Source organism: Sphingomonas faeni, assembly GCF_040407565.1.
Lineage (GTDB): Bacteria > Pseudomonadota > Alphaproteobacteria > Sphingomonadales > Sphingomonadaceae > Sphingomonas > Sphingomonas faeni_F.
On record NZ_JAPZPR010000005.1, the window covers coordinates 188,325 to 208,093 of the forward strand.

At 66.5% G+C, this 19,769-nt stretch carries 14 protein-coding genes; 5 read left to right on the forward strand and 9 right to left on the reverse strand.

The genetic code is table 11. The annotated features are described in order from the left end of the window. Positions 1 to 15: 15 nt before the first annotated feature. The 4 genes from O6Y00_RS12015 to O6Y00_RS12030 form a co-directional block, all read right to left on the reverse strand. Complete coding sequence (locus O6Y00_RS12015; protein ID WP_353442850.1) at positions 16 to 1,428, reverse strand: efflux transporter outer membrane subunit; 1,413 nt, start codon at positions 1,426 to 1,428, stop codon at positions 16 to 18. After that, positions 1,415 to 2,602, reverse strand: coding sequence for an efflux RND transporter periplasmic adaptor subunit (locus tag O6Y00_RS12020; RefSeq protein ID WP_353442851.1), 1,188 nt, complete (start codon positions 2,600 to 2,602; stop codon positions 1,415 to 1,417). Before O6Y00_RS12020 ends, O6Y00_RS12015 begins: the two co-directional genes overlap by 14 nt. Continuing rightward, positions 2,595 to 5,798, reverse strand: a complete 3,204-nt coding sequence (locus O6Y00_RS12025) for an efflux RND transporter permease subunit (protein WP_353442852.1) — start codon at positions 5,796 to 5,798, stop codon at positions 2,595 to 2,597. Before O6Y00_RS12025 ends, O6Y00_RS12020 begins: the two co-directional genes overlap by 8 nt. A gap of 167 nt (positions 5,799 to 5,965) precedes the next feature. Next, complete coding sequence (locus O6Y00_RS12030) at positions 5,966 to 7,774, reverse strand: DUF885 domain-containing protein (protein WP_353442853.1); 1,809 nt, start codon at positions 7,772 to 7,774, stop codon at positions 5,966 to 5,968. A 189-nt stretch (positions 7,775 to 7,963) separates the two neighbouring features. Between O6Y00_RS12030 and O6Y00_RS12035 the strand changes: the two genes are divergently transcribed. Beyond that, positions 7,964 to 8,305: a hypothetical protein gene (locus tag O6Y00_RS12035; RefSeq protein WP_353442854.1), complete on the forward strand. Its 342-nt coding sequence runs from the start codon at positions 7,964 to 7,966 to the stop codon at positions 8,303 to 8,305. 482 nt (positions 8,306 to 8,787) lie between these two features. On the opposite strand, the gene O6Y00_RS12040 is transcribed toward O6Y00_RS12035, so the two are convergent. From O6Y00_RS12040 to O6Y00_RS12060, 5 genes are all read right to left on the reverse strand, one after another. Next, positions 8,788 to 8,991, reverse strand: a complete 204-nt coding sequence (locus tag O6Y00_RS12040) for a hypothetical protein (protein ID WP_353442855.1) — start codon at positions 8,989 to 8,991, stop codon at positions 8,788 to 8,790. A 94-nt stretch (positions 8,992 to 9,085) separates the two neighbouring features. Then, on the reverse strand, positions 9,086 to 11,170 hold the full coding sequence (locus O6Y00_RS12045; RefSeq protein WP_353442856.1) for a hypothetical protein: 2,085 nt from the start codon (positions 11,168 to 11,170) through the stop codon (positions 9,086 to 9,088). Further along, on the reverse strand, positions 11,163 to 11,795 hold the full coding sequence (locus O6Y00_RS12050; RefSeq protein WP_353442857.1) for a DUF2182 domain-containing protein: 633 nt from the start codon (positions 11,793 to 11,795) through the stop codon (positions 11,163 to 11,165). The genes O6Y00_RS12045 and O6Y00_RS12050 overlap by 8 nt, the downstream gene beginning before the upstream one ends. A gap of 312 nt (positions 11,796 to 12,107) precedes the next feature. Next, positions 12,108 to 13,595: a tyrosinase family protein gene (locus tag O6Y00_RS12055; RefSeq protein WP_353442858.1), complete on the reverse strand. Its 1,488-nt coding sequence runs from the start codon at positions 13,593 to 13,595 to the stop codon at positions 12,108 to 12,110. A gap of 80 nt (positions 13,596 to 13,675) precedes the next feature. After that, a complete protein-coding gene (locus O6Y00_RS12060; protein ID WP_353442859.1) occupies positions 13,676 to 13,993 on the reverse strand; it encodes a hypothetical protein in 318 nt (105 codons plus the stop codon). Between the two features lie 833 nt (positions 13,994 to 14,826). Here O6Y00_RS12060 and O6Y00_RS12065 point away from each other — a divergent pair. The 4 genes from O6Y00_RS12065 to O6Y00_RS12080 all read left to right on the forward strand — a co-directional run bounded on the left by O6Y00_RS12065 (position 14,827) and on the right by O6Y00_RS12080 (position 19,661). Beyond that, complete coding sequence (locus O6Y00_RS12065) at positions 14,827 to 15,846, forward strand: hypothetical protein (RefSeq protein ID WP_353442860.1); 1,020 nt, start codon at positions 14,827 to 14,829, stop codon at positions 15,844 to 15,846. 413 nt (positions 15,847 to 16,259) lie between these two features. Further along, positions 16,260 to 18,359 carry a phage tail sheath family protein gene (locus O6Y00_RS12070; protein WP_353442861.1) on the forward strand — a complete coding sequence of 700 codons (2,100 nt, stop codon included), beginning with the start codon at positions 16,260 to 16,262 and terminating at the stop codon, positions 18,357 to 18,359. Between the two features lie 28 nt (positions 18,360 to 18,387). Beyond that, on the forward strand, positions 18,388 to 18,858 hold the full coding sequence (locus O6Y00_RS12075) for a phage tail protein (protein WP_353442862.1): 471 nt from the start codon (positions 18,388 to 18,390) through the stop codon (positions 18,856 to 18,858). Next, positions 18,855 to 19,661 (forward strand): hypothetical protein, encoded by an 807-nt coding sequence (locus O6Y00_RS12080; RefSeq protein WP_353442863.1) that lies wholly within the window; start codon positions 18,855 to 18,857, stop codon positions 19,659 to 19,661. The genes O6Y00_RS12075 and O6Y00_RS12080 overlap by 4 nt, the downstream gene beginning before the upstream one ends. Positions 19,662 to 19,769: the final 108 nt, after the last annotated feature.

Below are 19,769 nucleotides of genomic sequence, written 5' to 3' on the forward strand. Positions count from 1 at the left end.
CCGCCCGCGCGCAGCTCAGCTGATCGTGCCGCCGATCGCGCGCACCGTATCGACCGCGATCTGCAACCGTGCGGCCTGGACTTCGAGCAACAGCCGTTGCGCGTCGAGCGCGGCGGTCTGCGCGGTGACGACGTCGAGATAGTCGGACGCGCCGTCTCGGTAGCGGATGAGCGCCAGGTCGCGCGTGCGTTCGGCGGCGCGGGTTGCGGCCAGCTGGTCGCGTTCTTGATCCACCAGTGCGCGTGAGCGGGCGAGGTCGTCCTCGACTTCGCGGAAGGCGGTGAGGACGGTCGAGCGGTAGGACGCCGCCGCCTCGTCATATTGCGCGCGACTGATGCGGACGCGGGCACGCCGTGCACCGCCGTCGAAGATCGCGAGCGCGGCGGATAGCGGCCCCAATGCCCAGAAGCTGTTCGAGGCACGAAGGATATTGCCGTTGCCCGCCTCGAACCCGCCCGACCCGCCGAGCGTGAGCGAGGGGTATTGGGCTGCGCGCGCCACGCCGATCTGGGCGTTGGCGGCCGCGATCCGGCGCTCGGCCGCGACGATGTCGGGGCGGCGTTGCAACAGCGTCGACGGCACGCCGACGGGAATCGCGGGCGGACGCTGCAACGTGTCCGCGACGGGAATCGCGAAGGTGGAGGGGGTCTCGCCGACCAGCGCGGCGATCGCGTGCTCGAACGCCGCGCGTGCGCCTGCTACGGCCGACAGTTCCGCGCGCGCGCTCGACAGCAACGCGGCCGAGCGGCTGACGTCGATCCCCGAGGCGATGCCGCCGGTATGGCGCGTGTCGGTCAGGTCGTAGGCGCGCTGGAACGCCGCGACGGTCTGGCGCAGCAACACCGTACGCGCATCGAGACCGCGCATCTGGAAATAGGAATCCGCCAGCGACGCCTGGAGCCCGAGACGGACCGCGACCACATCCTGCGCGCTGGCCTGCGCCGAGGCGGCATCCGCGCGCACCGAATTGCGGACGCGGCCGAACAGGTCGATCTCGTACGCCAGCGACGCGCCGACCGAGAGGTTGTTGTAGGTCGCTGCGTTGCCCGGCGAGAGCGGCCGGCCGGCGGATACGCGCGAACGACCGCCGTCGGCCCCTACCGATATCGACGGCAGTAGCGCGGCACGGGACTCGCCGAGCAGACCGCGCGCCTGATCGTAGCGTGCCACGGCGGCGGCGAGATCGGGATTACCCGCCTCGATCCGCGCTTCGAGTGCGGTCAGCGTCGGATCGTCGAACGCGGTCCACCACGCGGCGGGGAGCGACGTGTCGGTGGCGGCTGGCTGCCAGGGCCCCTGCCCTTGCGGTCCGAGTTCCTTGTACGCCGCCGCGGCCGGGCTCGGCGGAATGCTGTACGGTGGCGCGAGCGAGCACCCGGCCAAGCCCGCCGCCGCGACCGCCGCCATGCCCAGCCTAGCGCTTCGCACGGGCCGGTCCTGTCGAAGGCGCGATACGGACCGGGTCGCCGGTCTGGAGCGAGTCCGGCGGGCTGTCGATCACGCGGTCGCTGGCGGTGAGCCCTGCGCTGATCGCGACGCTGTCGCCATCGTCGCGACCGATCGTGATCGTTTTAAGATGCGCCTTGCCGTCGCTGCCGACGACCGCGACCTGCGTGCCCTTCGCGCCGATCACCAGCGCGCTCGACGGCAGCCGTACGCCGGTGCCGCCCGCACCGACCGGGAACTTGACCTGCGCATAGGCGCCCGGCTTCAACGCGCGATCGGTGTTCGCCGCCTGCAACTCGACCAGAACGGTTCCCGACTGCGGATCGACCGCGTCGGCGCTGCGGGTCAGCGTCACGTCGAAGGCGCGTCCCGGATATTCGGGCACGGTCAGCGTCGCGTGCATCCCCTGCCGGGTCTGCCCCGAATAGGCCTGCGGCACGCGGACGTAGATCCGCATCCGGTTGACGTCGGCGATCGTGAACAGCGGCGTCGAGGCCGCGGTGCCGGCCGTCACCAGCGCACCGACCTGCGTCGAGCGGCTCGTGACGACGCCCGAGAACGGCGCGGTCAGGCGGGTGAAGCCCTGCAACGCGCCGAGCCGGCGGACGTTGGCCGACGCCGCATTGGCGATCGCGGACTTGGCGGCGAGGTCGCCGATCTTCTCGTCGGTCTCCTGCTTCGACACCGCATCCTTGGCGAGCAGATCGCGCCAGCGCGTCGCGGTAGAGGCGGCGAGCGAGCGGTTCGCGCGGGCGGTCTGGAGATCGGCCTGTGCGGCGGCGACCTGCTGGTCGACCTCGGGCGCGTCGAGGATCGCCAGCGTCTGGCCGGCGCGGACCGGGTCGCCGATGTCGACGAACCATTTGCGGATATACCCCGTGGTCCGCGCGTAGATCGCCGCGCTGTTATACGCCTGGACGTTGCCCGGCAGCGTCAGCGCATCGCTTGCGCCCTCGGCGGTCGGGTGGATCACTGTGACGATCGGCGTCGACTGTGCGGTCGTCCAGGTCGCGAGTTGCGAGTCCGAGCGGTGCCGCGTGAAGATACCGAATGCCACCAGCGCCAGCGCGATCACCGCCGCGACGATGCCGACTTTCCTGAGCGACCCGCGCTGCGGCTCGGTGGCGACGGGATCCGGATGAACGATCTCAGACATGCGCTTCCTCTAAAATCTCGTCGCGGCGGTCTCTGGCGGCGGCGCGCTCGGCGTCCTTGCGGTGCACGAGGCTGAAGATGACGGGCACGAACATCAGCGTGGCGAACGTTGCGACGATCAGCCCGCCGATCACCGCACGGCCGAGCGGTGCGTTCTGCTCGCCACCCTCGCCCATGCCCAACGCCATCGGCAACATGCCGATGATCATCGCGAGCGCGGTCATCAGCACCGGGCGAAAACGCGTCATCCCCGCCTCCATCGCCGCCTTGTGCGAATCCCCCAGCTCGACGAGCCGCTCGCGCGCGAAACTCACCACCAGGATCGCGTTGGCGGTCGCGACGCCCATGCACATGATGGCCCCCGTCAGCGCCGGCACGGACAACGGCGTGCCGGTCAGGAACAGGATCCAGACGATGCCGGCGATCGCACCGGGCAACGCGGTGATGATAACGAACGGATCGAGCCAGCTCTGGAAGTTCACGACGATCAGCAGATAGATCAGCACAATCGCGCCGATCAGCCCGAAGAAGAGCCCTGAGAACGCGCTGTTCATCGTCGCATACTGGCCGCGCAGTGCGACTGTCGTGCCCTTCGGCGCGGACGCCTTGGCATCCGCCAGCACACGCTTGATGTCGCCCGCCACCGCACCGAGATCGCGGCCATTGGGGGTCGCGTAGATGTCGATCGCCTGCGCGATGTTGTAGTGCGAGACGACGGCGGGCGAGGTGCTGCGGACGACCGTGGAAAGCCCGCCGAGCACCTGCGACGTACCGCCCGCATTGGTGCCGGTGACGGGGATGTTCGACAGGTCGCTCATCGATCCGACGCGGTATTCGGGGGTCTGCGCGACGACGCTGTACGACACGCCGTTCTCGGGGTTGAGGTAATAGACCGGCGCGGTCTGGATCGTGCCGGCCAGCGACGACCCGACGCTGGCGGTGACGTCGCGCTCGGTCAGGCCCAACTGCCCGATCCGGCTGCGATCGATGTTGACGCGGAGTTCCGGGTAGCGCGCCGATTGCTGGATGCGCGCATCGGCAACGCCCGGGATCGCCGCGATTTTCCGCAGCAAAGTCCGGGCATAGGCGTAGTTGCCCGCCGCATCCTTGCCGGTGATCTGCACGTCGATCGGCGCGGGCGCACCGAAGTTCAGGATCTGGCTGGTGATATCCGCGGGCAGGAACGAGAAGGTCGCGCCGGGGAACGCACCCGGCAGCGTCTCGCGCAGCTTGCGCACGTAATCGGCGGTCGGTGTGTGCTCGTGCGCGAGCTGGATCAGGATGTCGCCGTCCTGTGGGCCGATCGTGCCCGAGTTGTTGTAGGTCGCGTTGATCGAGCTGACCGGCAGGCCGATGTTGTCGACCACCGAGACGAGTTCGTTGGCGGGAATGATCTGGCGGACGCGCCGCGCGATCCGGTCGAACTGCGCCGACGTGCTCTCGATCCGGCTGCCAATCGGCGCGCGAACGTGCATCGTGATCTGGCCCGCATCGACCGCGGGGAAGAAGTTCTGGCCGAGGAACGGGATCAGCAGCATCGACAGCGCGACCACCGCGAGGAAGCCGAGCAGGAACGGCTTGCCGGTCGCCAGCGCGCGTTCCAGCAACCGGCCATAACCGCCACGAAACCGCTCGAACCGCGCCTCGAACCCGCGCTGGAACCGGACGAGCGGATTGCGCGACGTCGGCGTGCCCGCGGCGTGGACGTCGCCCGCATGCGGCTTGAGCAGGTACATCGCCATCGTCGGCACCAGCGTCCGCGAGAGGACGAACGAGGCGATCATCGCGAACACCACCGACAGCGCGAGCGGCACGAACAGGAAGCCCGCGACGCCCGGCAGGAAGAACATCGGCACGAACACGATGCAGATGCACAGCAGCGACACGAACGCGGGCGTGACGATCTGCGCGGCGCCGTCGAGGATCGCCTGGCGGACGCTCTTGCCCTGCTCGAGATGCCAGTTGATGTTCTCGATCGTCACCGTCGCATCGTCGACCAGGATACCGACCGCGAGGCTCAATCCGCCGAGCGTCATCACGTTGAGCGTCTGGCCGGTCACCGACAGCGCGATGATCGCGGCGAGGATCGCGAGCGGGATCGAGATCGCGATGATGACGGTCGACCGCCACGACCCGAGGAACAGCAGGATCATCAGGCTGGTCAGTGCGGCGGCGATCGCACCTTCCTTGACGACGCCCTCGACCGCCGCCTTCACGAACAGCGACTGATCGCCGATCGGCACGATCTTGAGGCTGTCGGGCAAGGTCGCCTGGATCGCGGGCAGCGCATCCTTGATCCCCTGCACGATCGCCAGCGTCGAGGTCGATCCGTTCTTCAGGATCGTCATCACCACCGACCGCGACCCGTCGACATGGACGACGTTGGTCTGCGGTGCGCTGCCGTCGCGGACATGGGCGACATCACGCATGTAGATCGTCGCGCCGTTGACGACCTTCACCGGCAGATTGTTCAGCTCGTCGATCGAGCCCGGCGCGTTGTTGAGGCGGACATTATACTGGAACCCGCCGATCTTCGCGAAACCGGCCGGGTTGATCTGGTTCTGCGCGGCGATCGCGAGGCCGACGTCCTGCGCCGACAGGCCCTTCGATTGCAGCGCTTGTGGATCGAGATCGATCTGCACCTGACGCTGGCGTCCACCCGACGGATACGGGATGGCCGCACCCGGCACGGTAACCAGGCCGGGGCGGATCTGGTTGACCGCGGTGTCGAACAGCTTGCCCTCGGACAGCCCGACGCCCGACAGCGCGAGCTGCAGGATCGGCACGGTCGACGCGCTGTAGTTGAGGATCAGCGGCGGGGTGACGCCCGGCGGCAACTGGCGGAGCACGGTCTGCGACACCGACGTGACCTGCGCGGTCGCGGTGCGGATGTCGGCGCCCGGCTGGAAATAGATCTTCACGACGCCGATGCCCGGCATCGACTGGCTCTCGATATGGTCGATGTCGTTGACGGTAGTCGACAGGACGCGCTCGTACGGGGTGATGATGCGCCCCGCCATGTCGTTGGGCGACAGGCCCTGATACGTCCATGCGGCGGCGATCACCGGCACCTTGATGTCGGGGAAGATGTCGACCGGCGTCCGCACGGCCGCGAGCACGCCAACGACCGCGACGAGAATGGCCATGACGATGAAGGTGAGCGGGCGCGATAGGGCGACCCTGACGATACCGATCACGGATGATCTCCAATCCGAACGCGGCACGACTGGTGGCGACTCCCGGAGCCGCCAGACCTGCCCGACGATTTCCCTTTGCGGCACCGCAGCAGGAAAATGCAAGGGTCAATGCTGCTTACGTTTCAGCGAGCGCGCGATCTGAGCGCCTTGCCAGGCTGCCGATGACGCTACGCGGCCCCCATGTCCCGCCGTACGACGCGCTCCAATATCGCGAGCGGCATCGCACCCTTGAGCAATACGGTGTGGAACTGCTTGAGCGAAAAGTCCGGCCGTTTCTGCGCCTCTGCGCGCAGCCGGGTCCATACCGTGTGGCCGATCTTGTAGCTGCACGCCTGCCCCGGCCAGACGGTGTAGCGATCGATCTCGCCCTGGCTGCGACCGCGCGCGATGCCGGTCGTCGCGATCAGGTAATCGGTCGCTTGCTCGCGGCTCCAACGCTTGGCGTGCATGCCGCTGTCGACCACCAGGCGGGTGGCGCGGAACAGCAGCGACTGGAGATAGCCGACCTGGCCGAGCGGATCGCCTTCGTACATCCCCATCTCGTCGGCGAGCTGCTCGGCATACAGCGCCCAGCCTTCCGAATAGCCGCTGAAGAAACCACGCCGCCGGATCAACGGGATTTCGGTGCTTTCGAGCGCGAGGCCGACCTGCAGATGATGCCCCGGCACCGCCTCGTGATGCGTGAGCGTGGCAAGGCCGAACTTCGGCCGGTCGAACGTGTCGCGCAGGTTGATATAATAGATCGCCGGTCGGGACCCATCGAGCGAGGCGTTCTGGTAATAGCCGCCGGGCGCGCCCGCCTGGATCGTCGGCGGCACGCGACGCACCTCGACCGGTGCCTTGGGCAAGGTTGCGAACGCCTCCGGAAGCCGCGCCTGCATCGCTTTGATCTGGCGATTGAGGTGCGCCAGCAGGGCATCGCGTCCGGCATCGGTGTTGGGATAGAGTTGGTCGGGACGCTGGTTGAGCGCGACGAGCCGCGCGCCGACCGTCCCCTTGCTCATCCCCTGCGCTGTGAGAATCTTGTCGATCCTCGCGCCGATCTCGGCGACCTGCGCCAGACCGAGCCGGTGGATCTCGTCGCCGGTCATCGCCACGGTCGTCGCGGCTTCGGCCGCTGCGGCATAATAGGCTTCGCCGTCGGGAAGTCGCCAGCACCCGGCGTCATGCACCGCCTTGCCCCGCAGGTCGGCGACGAGCGCGCGTTGCCGATCGAGCGCGGGGAATACGTCGCGCTGGACGATCGCAGTCGCTTTCGCCACGCGGTCGGCGGGCAGGTTGGCAGCTTTGAGCTTGGCGGCGAAGCTCGCGACCATCACCGTCTGGTCCGCCGGTCGCTCCATCGCGCTGCCGAGCTGTTTCAGCGTGGTATCGAGGATGTAATCGGGGGCGAACACGCCGCGCGCGGCATCGCGGCTTTGCCGATCGCTGCTGTCGTCGATCGCCTTGGCAAAACCGGAAAGCCGTTCGAGATAGGCGTCGGCCTCACCTGCGTCGCGCACGCGCGTCTGCGACTCGAGGAAGTCGGGCGTGTCACGGTACGGTCCGGTCAACTGGCTGAGGACATAGGGCGCGAACCGACCGAGGCTGTCGCCATAGGTGAACCGCTCGGCGCCCGCGATCGCGCGGGTCAACTGGTAGCTCACCACCTCGTAATCGAGCGCGGCGGCGGGTGAGAGACCCCGGTTGCCGAACGTCCGGAGTTCCGCCAGCTCGGCCTTGGCGCGCGCGAGGTCGGCCGCCTGCCCGGCCGCGGACTGGTCGTCGAGCCGCGACTTCAACGCGGCACGTGTACCGCTGTCGAGTCCCATCTGCGTCGCCTGTTCGGGCGAGGAATCGAGACGCGCGTAAAAGAAGCGGTCGAGCATCGTGCGCAGCGCGGTATCACGGTCTGCGGGCGCCGCGGCGACCCTGACCGGCAGAGTCGCGACGACGGACGCCGCAGCGGCGCTGGCGATAAAATTGCGGCGATGCATGTCCACTCCCCGATTGGTGAACGGCCAGCGTATCGGCTGCCGTTTGGAAATGCACGTTTAGAGACCCCGCGATGCAGGGATTTTGCGGAATGCGGTCGAGCCGGGCTTGCCTGGACCGCGATACTGCGCAAACGCCGTGCGCTCCAGCCCGCGCCACGCCGGGCACGCGGATCAGGAGGACGGACACTTATGGCCCGCAAACATTCGAAACACGGCCCCCGCGAAGACATCGTCTCCGAAGAAGAAGACGCGCCGGAAATCGTCATTCCCTGCTGGCTGTGCGGCCGCCCGACCGGCAAGATCACGGTCTGGCACCACCCCGTACCGAAAAGCCGTGGGGGACGCGACGTCGTGCCGATGCACGCGATCTGTCAGCAGACCTTGACCGCCAATTACACCAACGCCGAACTGCAACGCCACGGGACCGATGTCGAGGCGCTGCTGGCCAACCCAGCGGTGCGCAAGTTCGTCGACTGGGTGGCGAACAAGGATCCTGATTTCACCGCGACGACGACCAAGAAACAGCGCTGACCAGTCGCTCGGCCGGGGGGGCGGCACGGGCGATAGGCATCGACACCCGGCGTAGGCGGATGGAGATCGTCAGACCCTATCGTCGTCAAGCCCAGAAACTCCCTGATCGACGCGACGGAAGGCGTCCACATCGCGGCGAACGCGGCGTCGGAAGTCCGGTCGACGATCGCCGCAGCCGGTGCGTGCCGATGCGCGAACACCGCCGCGCTGCCGTTCGGTCGTGCCGCGTCGTCGCGTCTCTCGGTCGCGGCGAGTTTGGCGGCGAGTAGAGCTGCACCGTCTAGGGCCAATCGACATCCAGCGTTCTGGCACCTTCTTGGGATCGCGACAGTGCAACACTCGCTCCGCCACCCGGACAGGTCCCGGGGTCCATGGTTCCACCAATCACAAGCCGCGGCTTTGCGGCGTCGGGGCTGGCGGAACCAGTCCGGCATGACGGAAGAAGGCGCAGATTGGCGGTCTCGAATCGAATGTCGATCGGCCTAGATCTGCGGCGTCGCCACTGCGGGATCGAGCGACATCGCGGTCACCGCTCCATCGGTCGGGGCGACGCGCGCGCACCGGTTAATGCCGACAGCGATCAATCGCAGCGCCGCCAGCGCGCCGGACCGGTGGCGCTGCATCGGACGGCTCACGTCCGGCCCAGTCGCGCGACACCGCTCCGACGGCAGGATATCGCCGACCATCCGATTGGCGGCGCGAGTTGTGCGTTCCGCCCGCTTTGCTGCCTGAGCGTCATCAGCCTTCGGTAAATCGAGCTTGGCTCCTACATCGACGCTATCAGGGCTGCAGAACCGCCGGCATCGCGAGCGGTTCGAACTTCAGCATCGCGACGAGTCTCCTGCCTGCGTCCGCCGGCAAGTTGGTGAAGCCGCTGCGCTTCACGTCGCGCGCGAAGGGCGCCAGACCCTCCACCAGTGCCGCCCATTGCGGATCCGGATCGCTGACATAGTCCCAGCCGATCGACAGCCAGGGCATGCACCCTCCGACCGGAACCGACACGGCCGGTGTCGCGCGCGTCACATAGTCCGGCACATCCCCCGGGGGCCGCGCCCGTCCGGCGACGTCGGGAACATGCGCGGCGAGCGCGCCACTCGGGTCCAAGCCCACGTGCATCGCGCCGAGCATGGCGATGTCGAACGGAACGGCCTGGCCATGCTCGGCGTAGAAATATGCCATCCGCCGGATGCTGTCGACATCGGCGATGGCGCGGTACAGATACGCGGAAATCACGCCGAGGATCGGATCGACATGCTTGCGATCGCGCAAGCGCGCTACCAGCCGATCGACATCCGCGGGCGACAGCGTTCCCGCGGCGAGGTCGCCGATGGCGTCGAACCCGCTTTGGGCGCCGCCGTCCTCGTCTCCATACGCGAGCACATAGCCGCCGCGCGGATCCGCCGAGACGGTCGCTTGCAAACCATCGTAGAGCGTCACCGGCATGAAGATCATGTCGTCGGTCTCGACGACGACGGAATGACCGCGCGCCTTCGTATCGATGCGCCAAGACGATGCGTCATAATCGAGACTCGGCCCGCGTTCGATCAAGGCGTCCTTAGGGCTCCAGATCGCGCGAATGCCGCCTCCAAGCACGACCAGATTTGCGTCGGACGCAGCACGCCCGACCGCAGGACGTCGGCTCATTTGGCGGATCTGCACCGCGACGTGGTGACGCGCCTGCGTCGCGGCCATCGCTTCAAGCCGCTTGACCGTGGTTTCGGCCTGCCGTTCCGCGACGATCCTGACATCCGCTGGCAGCGCGTTGGCGTCCAGCACGGCGCGCAGTTGGATCAGGTCTGCGAGAGACCCCGCTGCCCGATCCGGAAAACCCGAAAAACTCTTCGCGAAATCGAGATCTGCGATGCCCTCGCCGAAGTTGGCGCCGAGTATCGCCGTGTGGATATTCTGGCCTGGGTCGATCCGATCTAAGGTCTGAAGGTCGAAGGCCTGGATGGCGAATGCATGGACCAGATTGCCTGCCGCGGCGTCGTTCGCGAACTGCGGGTCGATCTGCCCCATGACCAGCGCAGGGCCGATGGCCGGCCATGGCTGCGCACCGACCTCGGGCGGCAAGACCGGCGCGGCGGGTACCAGGGTCATCGATTGCGGGTCGACCAGGCACTGTGGGTAGAGCTCGAGCGCGTATTGCCTGGCACGCTCGGTTGTCCGCGACCGCGCTATCGCGCCGAGGCCGATCGTGGTCACCGCCCCGTCGGTGATCGCGCTCGCCTCGCGCCGCCAGAGAATGTCGGCGATCACGCCGGAGAACACGCATTTTCCCGGTAGCGCCGAGCCCTGTTCGCCGACCATGAACGCCGTGCTGCCGTCCTGGCACGCCGAGAGACGATCGAATTGCGGGCTCTTGACCGATTTGCTCGGCCCGATGACGACGCGCCGCGCTTCGAGCCGCTGCAGATCGAGGCCGATCGGGCCGTCGCGGCAGGCGTCCGAAATGAGCGTGATGCGTTCCGCGCCATATTTGAGGAGCTCGGCGACGAACGCGTCGACGTTGACGCGGTATTGCTCTTCGAGTGAATCGGAAAAGAGCCAGAAGATGCTGCCCACCTCGGCACCCGTCAGACCGTGGCCGCAGAAGCTCAGCACCATATGCGCGACCGGGGCGGCGTCGGTGGGAAACAGTCCGGCAACCGCCATTCGGATACGATCGATCGTGACCGGTCCGGCGGCGGCGCGTTCGTCTGTGACGACCGCGACATTGCCTGCACCGAAACCAGCCGCATCGGCCCAGCGCCCGATGCACTTCGCAGCGCTGACCGCGCCGTCGAGGACGGCGAAGCCGATCTGGCGGTCCGCGGTGCGGTTAATCGTGCTGACGCCGATCGAAAGGCAGATCCGTCTATCCATGGTTCACCTGCATCCTCTTCGGCGCCTCGGCCAGCACGCCGATCAGGACGCAGGTTCGCGGCAGCCGCCAACGCGGTCGACCGGGGGACGCAAGCCGCTCGACGACCATCGCGACCGTCGCCGCAGCCATAATTGGCGCGTGCCAAGCGCCTGCGAGCATCGGCGCGAGCATCCATGGCCAGCAGGACAACACGCACCAGCCGCCATGCGACAGGCCGAACGCGGCGGCGTCGCGATCCGCTTTCCAGCCACTGACGCCGATCCGCATCGACCGGTGCCCGCGGTTGAGCGCCACGCGCTGCCATGGCGATGCGTTCCACAGCAATGCCGCCAGCAGGATCGCGATCGCCGGCGCCAATCCCTCCCCCAGCAAAAGCCTGAGCAGGATCGCCGCGATCACCATCGGCAAACCCGCGACGAGCCATGGCACACCGTAGCCGACCAGGAACAGGCCGAGCGCGCGCGGTCGTCGGGCCGGCAGGCTCGATCGCCAGAGGTGCATCACAGGCCAGCGCAGGACCGGCGGCATCATGACGGCCAGCATGATCAGCCATCCCCCGGCCAGCGCGGCGGGTCCGACGATCAACAGAACCAGCGCGACCGCCGCCCCGGGATCCGCTGCCACCAACCATCCCGCGCTCCCGCAGAAGAACGATGGGACGCCGGGCCCGGTCGCTGCCAGCACGAGAAGCTGCCCGGCAGCCGCAATGCCCAGCAACAAGGGCCAAGGCGGTCGCGTGAACCCATCCAACCGGAGCGACCTTATCATCGCGGGCCCCCGATCAGGCCGCGCACCCGATCGTCGGCGCACCGATCGTGGCAATATCGATGACGGGTGGATCCGATCACGGGGAACTCGATCGCAGCTGGATCGATCGTGGGGAGCTCGAGTGCTGGTAGCTCGATCACGGCGCTCTCGGTCATCGTACGGGCTCCGTCAGTCCGAAGGTTGGGCAATCGTCCCCGTGCGCTTGAGCAGGCTGACCCGCGCGACGGTGATCGGATCCGTCTCCGAGCTCCCCTCGACCGGCACGAGCGTCACCCTGAGATGCGCAGGATCGAAATCGCCGGCCTTGACGAGCTGGTCGGCAAGGTCGGTGATGTCGAGCGTCTGACCGAGGCCGTTGCCGCCGTGCCCGCCATCGGGACGCGAAGCCCGGTCGAGTCCGAACAGATGGAGGCTTCCCGCAACATGGTCGGCGTGCGTGTCGGGAGCAGCACCGTCGGGCAGGTTCAGATAGACGTCCACCGTCGCATAGGGTGCATTCCCCCGGATCGATTCGAGCGCCAGATACAGCCGCGCGATGGTGCTGCCCGGCGCCGATGCCCCCATCATCTGGATCGCGACGTTCGCCGCCACCGGTTCCAGCGCGATGCTGGCCGCGGCCGGGATCGACCCGACGTGCACCGGGTCCGCGCTTACGCCCAGCAGTTCGACGCGCTGGAGTTCGGGCGCACCCATGGCGGTGTGCGCGATCAACGCGCCACCCCCGCTGACTCCGGTTCCTTTGCGAAGATCGTCATAGTCGCGGTGCAGCCTACCATGTTTGAGGGTATCGCGCGCGGTGTAGTGGAACGGCGCATCCGCCGGGGTCGCGCCCGGCATGACGAACGTCCGGCCGATCGGGCCAGGCCCGTCGAGCCAATCGCCTTCGTGCGTCATCGTTTTGCCAGGGGTCATCATCCAGGCCTCCCACAACCGGTCGATGTTGCAGTGATGCAGCCAGAACAGGGGGTCTAAGCCAGCAAGGTACGGATTGCCCATGTATCCGCCGATCATGCCGTGGACCACGTTGTGCGGGTTGGCCTCGATCTCGCCGGCCATCTCGCCGAAATGCGCGAACCCGGTCGTGCCGCCGCCCAGGCCGAGCGTCCCGTCGGCGCCCACCGAGAAGTCGTTCTCCTTCATTCCCTCGAGGCTGATGTCGCGCTGCGGCGGAACCGGCGGCAACGCGCTCCTCGCCCTTGGATAGCGGGCAAGCGGGTTAGGCGTACCGTCCCACAAGGTAGCGGCGGTGAACGCGACCGGCACGGTCCGCGCTGCGGCGTTCGTCGCGTCGAGGTAATTCCAGTAGGGTAGCACCCAGTCGTCGCCGGTCAGTTCCTTGACCTTGGCGGCGACGATCGCTTCGAACGCGAAGAGATAGCCGCGATGCCACGGCAGGAAATACCAGGTGCTGTGCTGGCACTGGTCGCCGAAGGTGTCGTCGGTCAGCGAGGGGGGAACCGCGGTTCCGGCATCGATCAGGGCGGACTGCGTCCAGATGTCGACATCGAAACCGTGCATCGCCCCGAGATACTTCCAGCTGTGCTGGTCCGAGATCGGCAGCGCGTCGAGCGCGCGCATCGCCAAGGCGTAGTTACGCAGCAGCGGATTATCCCAGCCACCACCGCCCGCCGCGACGTCGACGCGTTCGTTCGCCATCTTCGTTCCTTCGTTTAGTGAAGCGTGGATCGGGAACCGCGTGACGCCGACCTCGGCAAACCCGCGATGGTCTCGGTCGTTCAGGAAATCTCCTTCAGCACATCGACGATCGCGTGGCCGCGAATATCGACCTGACTGAACTCGTCCTCCTCGATGGTTCGTCGATACTCAGCACATTTCCACGTCAGCACTTCCGATCCTGCGCCATCGTGCTTGGGCGTTGCGAGATCGAGGATCAGGATTTTAATATTGATTCCCTGCGGTACGGCGTCGCTCAGTACTGGCTCTTCGTTGCTTGCGCCAACCTCGACATCGCCGGCTACCACCAGTTTGCGGTTACCGCCATTGAAGTCGGTCGACTCGACCGCCTTCCAGTTCTTGCTGCCATGAATGCTCATGCACCGCTCTCCAAAATCAAAGTACTTTGTCCGTAATCGGTACAGACACGACCTGAATATCTTGCATAGTATCGCAACATCTACGCTTAACTGTAACGTTATCATTCTAGAATTGATCGATCACTCCGAACATGCACCATATTGGTTGAATATTTCACCGATTTACGACGACCGAGTTATCTCGGCCTTCGAGACGGTGATTGATTGCTTCATCATCCGCAATTTGCGGCACCGTGATACTACTCTAAACGCGTGCGATGATCGCGACATGCCCTGCTCCTGCGGTGCATGCAGCAGCACAGTCATGGCGGCGAACGCTACCCGGCCTCTTCAGCCACGCTACGCGGACCTGCCATCATGCTGACAGTCGGACGCACCAGTTGCGGCATCTGGTCGGTCAATACCGCCCCCCCCCTGCAACACCGCGAAAGGTCCAGATATCTTACGATTTGTAGAATGGTTCACATTGGATGATGTCAACGTGCGCAATCCCTGATGTATCGGTGACCGTATCCTACATGGGCTCTGCTCAGATATGCGTGATAAATAACCGGTAGCTTATCGCCAAGTGACTGCCGCTTCATAACTCGGTTTCTCTATACATCCATAATAGTGTTTTAAATCGAAACTTGGTCAAATGCTCGAATAGGCATCCATCGGTCAGTGATAGTGAACTTGACATCATCGATGACTCTACTCACATTGCAACACTATATCGCGACTCAGTTTAATAGAGTCGATTTCGTGCAAGCAAATTCTGCATTACTAAAACGATAAAAATGGCGCTCGTCTTATTAAGGCGATCGTAACGGGAGGAACTGTTGGCTGCGTTGATGATCGACAATATGCAGCAACTTGCGTCCTGGACGGCCTTGTCCCCCGACGGGGTGACGCCGTCCGATACGTTGAGCATTGCGGCGGATGTCGCGACCGGCACGCCGAGTGGCGACGCGCGGTCGCTCGTCGCACAGACTGCGGGCACCGCGATCGATCACCGCCTGCGCCGCAGCATCGTACCGCTGAACCTTGCCACCTGGCCGGAACTTCGGATGACCTGGCAGGCCAATGTGGCGACCGGCTCGCGCGCCGACGCCCCCTTCTTCCTGGAGCTGCGTCTCGGATCGGCGGCGGCACCGATCGGCTCGCCGGGCAATGGCTGGCGTCGTCGCCTGCCGCTCGACAGCGCCGATCGGTGGGAATCGCCGCGGTTCAGCCTGGTCGATCTGCCCCCTGCCGTGCGTGGCGCGGTGGACCAGATCGAACTGCGGTGCGTCACGAATACGCTCTTCGTCGCGCGCATTGACGCGCTCGCCGCCGCCCGCGCGTCGATGCCCGGTGACATCGACGCGGCCTTGGTCGACCGGCTCGATGGCAAGATCAGCATCGCCGGCACGCCGGTGCCGGCGCAGCTCGTGGCGTCGGGTACGCCCCTGCCCGCCGCGCTACCCCTGCTCCTGATCCAGCCCTATGACCTCCAGCCCGCCTGGGCGCTGGATGCTGCGGGTTCGACGCCGGCCGATTTTACCGGCGACGGCCTGCGACTGCGCGGAACCAGCGAAGCCTTCACGCTCGATTACGCGATCGAAGCCCGTGCCGCGACCCGTGCCGAGCAGGCGGTGCTGATCGATTTCCTGCTCGATGCGCTCCCCCGCCAGGGCACACTCGCCGTCAACGACGCGACGCTACGCACCGAATGGATCATGGCGCCCAATCGCGAACGCGCCTTTGCGATCGAGCGCCAGTTGATTCACCTGCGCGTGACCGCCTGGCGCGAGCGCGGCGTTCCCGTCGCCGTCGCTCCAGTCAAAACCATCTCGACGATCGTCGATCCCCGGGAACCGTCCGGTGGATGACCGGCTGATCCTGTACAATCCGCGTCGGCAGCCTGTCGAGTTGCATGCCGATGGCCAGGTCTCGGTGGTCGCCGCCGGCGAACGCATCGAACGCGTTCGCTCGCGCCAGATCGATCGGCTGCTCGCCGGCGGTGCACTCCAACAGGTTGCGTCATCGGCGCCGAAACGAGCCGCGTCGAACCCCGCGGCATCGAACCCAGCTGCGTCGATCCCCGCTGCGTCGAACCCGGTCGCGACTAATCCAGCAGCGTCGGCCCCACCCGGGTCGGCCTCATCCACGGCGGTCCCCGAACCGCGCCCGCACCCAGTTTCTGCTTCAGCTAATGATCCAGTCATCGACCCGGCTCCCGATACGCCGCCGGCACCTCGACGCCGTCACGCCCCCAGCCGTCCCATCTAGCAGGAGCACGCCCATGCCCAATATCGGCCTGAACATCCGCGAAGTGGACGGCTCCGCCAGCCCCTCGATCGTCGCCGCGCCGACCTCGGTAGCCGCGTTCAATGTGCTTACCCGCCGCGGTGTTGCCAACCGACCGATCAGGATCGACCGGTTCGAACAGTTCGTCGAACGCTTCGGCAGCTATTTTCCGGGCGGCCTCGGCGCGTACCTCGTCAAGGGCTTCTTCGACAATGGCGGGCGCGCGGCCTATATCAACCGGGTCGTGTCCTCCGATCCGGCGACCGGTCATGTGCCCTCGTCGCTGTCGCTCAAGGATGCCGCCGCGCTACCGACCTTGCGCCTGTTCGCCGGGTTCCGCGGTGCCAAGGATCCCGGCCGCTGGGGCGATGGCTTGGCCATCAAGGTCGAGCCCAGCCCGGCGTTCGAGACGCGACTGCGCGAGGGCGCGCGCGCGGCGATCACCACCCCCGCGGCGCTGCCCGCGACATCCGATCTCTCGGCGCTGCCCCCATTGGCGCTCACCGTCGACGGCACCGACCAGACCATCACGTTCCAACCCGCCGATTTCGCCGATCCGGCCAACGCCACGCCGGGCGAGATCGCCGCGGCGATCGGCGCGCGCCAGAGCAAGGTCGGCGCGGCGATCGTCGCGGGCGGCAAGCTTATGCTCACCTCCTCGGGAGAGATCGCACATCTCGCCAATGGCTGGACCAGCGTCGGCGTACGCACCGCCAACGCCGCGGTCGGCTTCCCAGCCGTCGTCGTGGAGAGTTTCGCCGCGCCCGCTGCGGTGACGACGACCGGCGCGACACTCCGGCGCAGCGATAACTTCATGCCGGGCGATGCGCTCGAGATCGTCGACCCGACGGCGCCCGCGAACCACGCGCTCGTCAAGCTGATGACGCGCAATGACCTGACCGGCGCGGTGACCTGGGCGCCCGCCATCGCCAACATTGCAACCTGGAAGGGGCGCGAAATCAAGGTACGCGCGGTCCGCTTCAAGCTGACGGTCGCGCAAGGCGGCACCGATCCGGCCGACGTCGTCGAAGTCTGGGATGGCCTGTCGATGGAGTCCGACACCGCCGACTATGCGCCGACCCGGCTCAATCACCTGATGACCGGATCGCGCTACGTGATGGCGGAGGATCTGTTGAGTGCGAGCGCGGTCGGAGTCGATCTGCCGGCGGGCGCCGCGTTCGCGCCGTTAGCGGGTGGCCGCGACGGAGCGCCGACCGCGCCCGAGTTCGTCGGCGACCCGGCCGCACGCACCGGTTTCCATGCGTTCGACACCGCCGCCGTCCAGCTCGTCGCCTGCGAACGCAGCGATCCCGCGGTCGTGATCGGGGGCCTCGCTTATTGCCAGGGGCGTGAGGACTGCATGTATGTCGGTTCGACGCCAGAGGGCGTGGTCGGTGCCGATGCGGTCGCCTACGGCCAGGCGTTCCAGGGGCGGAAAGTATACGGTGCTCTCTACAGCCCGTGGATCGTGGTGTCGGACGCGCAGGGCGTCGGCGACGCGCCGCAGCGGACCATTCCGCCGACCGGCCACGTCATGGGTGTCTACGCGCGGATCGACGGCTTGCGCGGCGTATGGAAGGCGCCCGCCGGCGACGAGGCCAATCTCGCCGGTGCGATCGACGTCACCTACCGCATGACCGACGAGGAGCACACGCAGCTCGTCAAGGAGGGCAGCGTCAACGGCATCCGGGCAATGCCGCGGGCGGGCATCGTCATCGATGCCTCCCGGACGCTCAGCACCGACACGCGCTGGCTGTACGTCAACGTCCGGCTGCTCTTCAATCTCGTCAAGTCGAGCCTCAAGGACGGGCTGCGCTGGGTACGGCAGGAGCCCAACCGGTCGCAACTGTGGAACTCGATCAACTACGGCACGGTGACGCCGTTCCTGCTCGGGCTGTGGCGCCGCGGTGCGTTCGGGACGGGCAATCCCGCCGACGTCTTCACCGTCATCTGCGACGCGACCAACAATCCGCCCGACCAGGTCGACCAGGGCATCCTCAACGTCGAAGTCTATTTCTACCCGTCCCGGCCCGCTGAGACGATCATCATCACGGTTGGCCAGCAACCCTCGGGCGGCGTCGTCGCCGAGAAGTGACCTCCCCGTCCAGCCAGGAGAAACTGCGATGCCTCTCGTCGGAAACATATGGGAAAGCTACCGCGCGAACGAGTTCGTGCTGATGGTCGAAGGGGTCGAAAGCCCCGGCGTGTCCAAGGTCTCGGGACTCTCCGAAGGCGAACTGGAGTCGGTCGAACAGCCCGATGGCGGGTCGCTCCGGGTCTACAAGCTGGCGGGCTCCAAGGTGAAGTTCGAATCGCTGACGGTCGAGCGCTATGTCGATGGCAGCCCGCAGGACAAGGTGTTCCGCGACTGGTTCCAATCGACCTTCAAGCTGAACGTCACCGAGCAGGGATCGTCGGGCGTCCGCAAGAACGGGATGATCGTCAAGCGCCACAACGGTGCCGACGTCCTCACCTTCGCGTTTTACGGCGCCTGGGTCAAATCGTCCAAATTCACCGATCTCGAGGCGGGCAGCACCACGCTGCTCAAGCAGACGATCGTGCTGGAGCACGAGGGACTGGAGCGCGTCGGATGAACATGCACGAGGAGTTTCCAATCGATCGTTCACCGGCCGCGGGCGGTCGCCGCACGCTGCCGTTCACCTTGCCGATCGGCGTTACCGACGAGGATGGCACGATCCGGCGCGACGGCGCGCTGCGCAAGATGACCGGGCGGGAGGAAGCGATCCTGGCCGACACGCAGAACCAGCGCAACGGCGGCAAGCTCGTCACCGAACTGCTCAACGGCTGTATCGTCGATCTCGGTGGCGAACCCGTATCGCCGCTCGTCGTCGCCAACATGTATTCGGCCGATCGCAACTATCTGCTGCTGCGGCTGCGCGCGATCACCTTCGGCGCCGCGCTGGAGGCGAGCTACAAATGCCCGTCGTGCAATCACGCGTGGGAGGTGACCGAGGACCTCGACGACCTGCCGGTGCGCTCGCTCGAGGACGGCGAGCGTGTCGAACAGATCCCGGTCGAACTCGAGGACGGCTATCTCGACCGGGCGGGGATGCTGCACACCGCGATGGTGCTGCGACTGCCGACCGGCGCCGACGAAAGCGCGGTGGCGGCGCAGATGCGCAAGAACCCGTCGCTCGGCAAGAACGCCCTGCTCGCGCGCTGCATGGTCGCGCTCGGCGACGTGCCCGCGCACCGGCTCGAGGCGCTGGGCCCCAAGATCCTCGTCGACCTGACGATGACCGACCGCCGCCTGATCGATCGCGCGCTGAATTCGGCCGCGCCGGGGGTCGACCTGATCCGGCCGATCGAATGTCCGGCGTGCGGCAACGAGTTCAAGGCCAATCTGGATTTGTCGCGTTTTTTAGCAATGGAGTGAATTTGGAGGGGCTGAGGCGCGAACTGTTCTTCCTCGCCTACCATCTTCACTGGTCATGGAGCGAAATCATGTCGATGCCGACGGATGACAGACAGGCGTTTGCTTCGC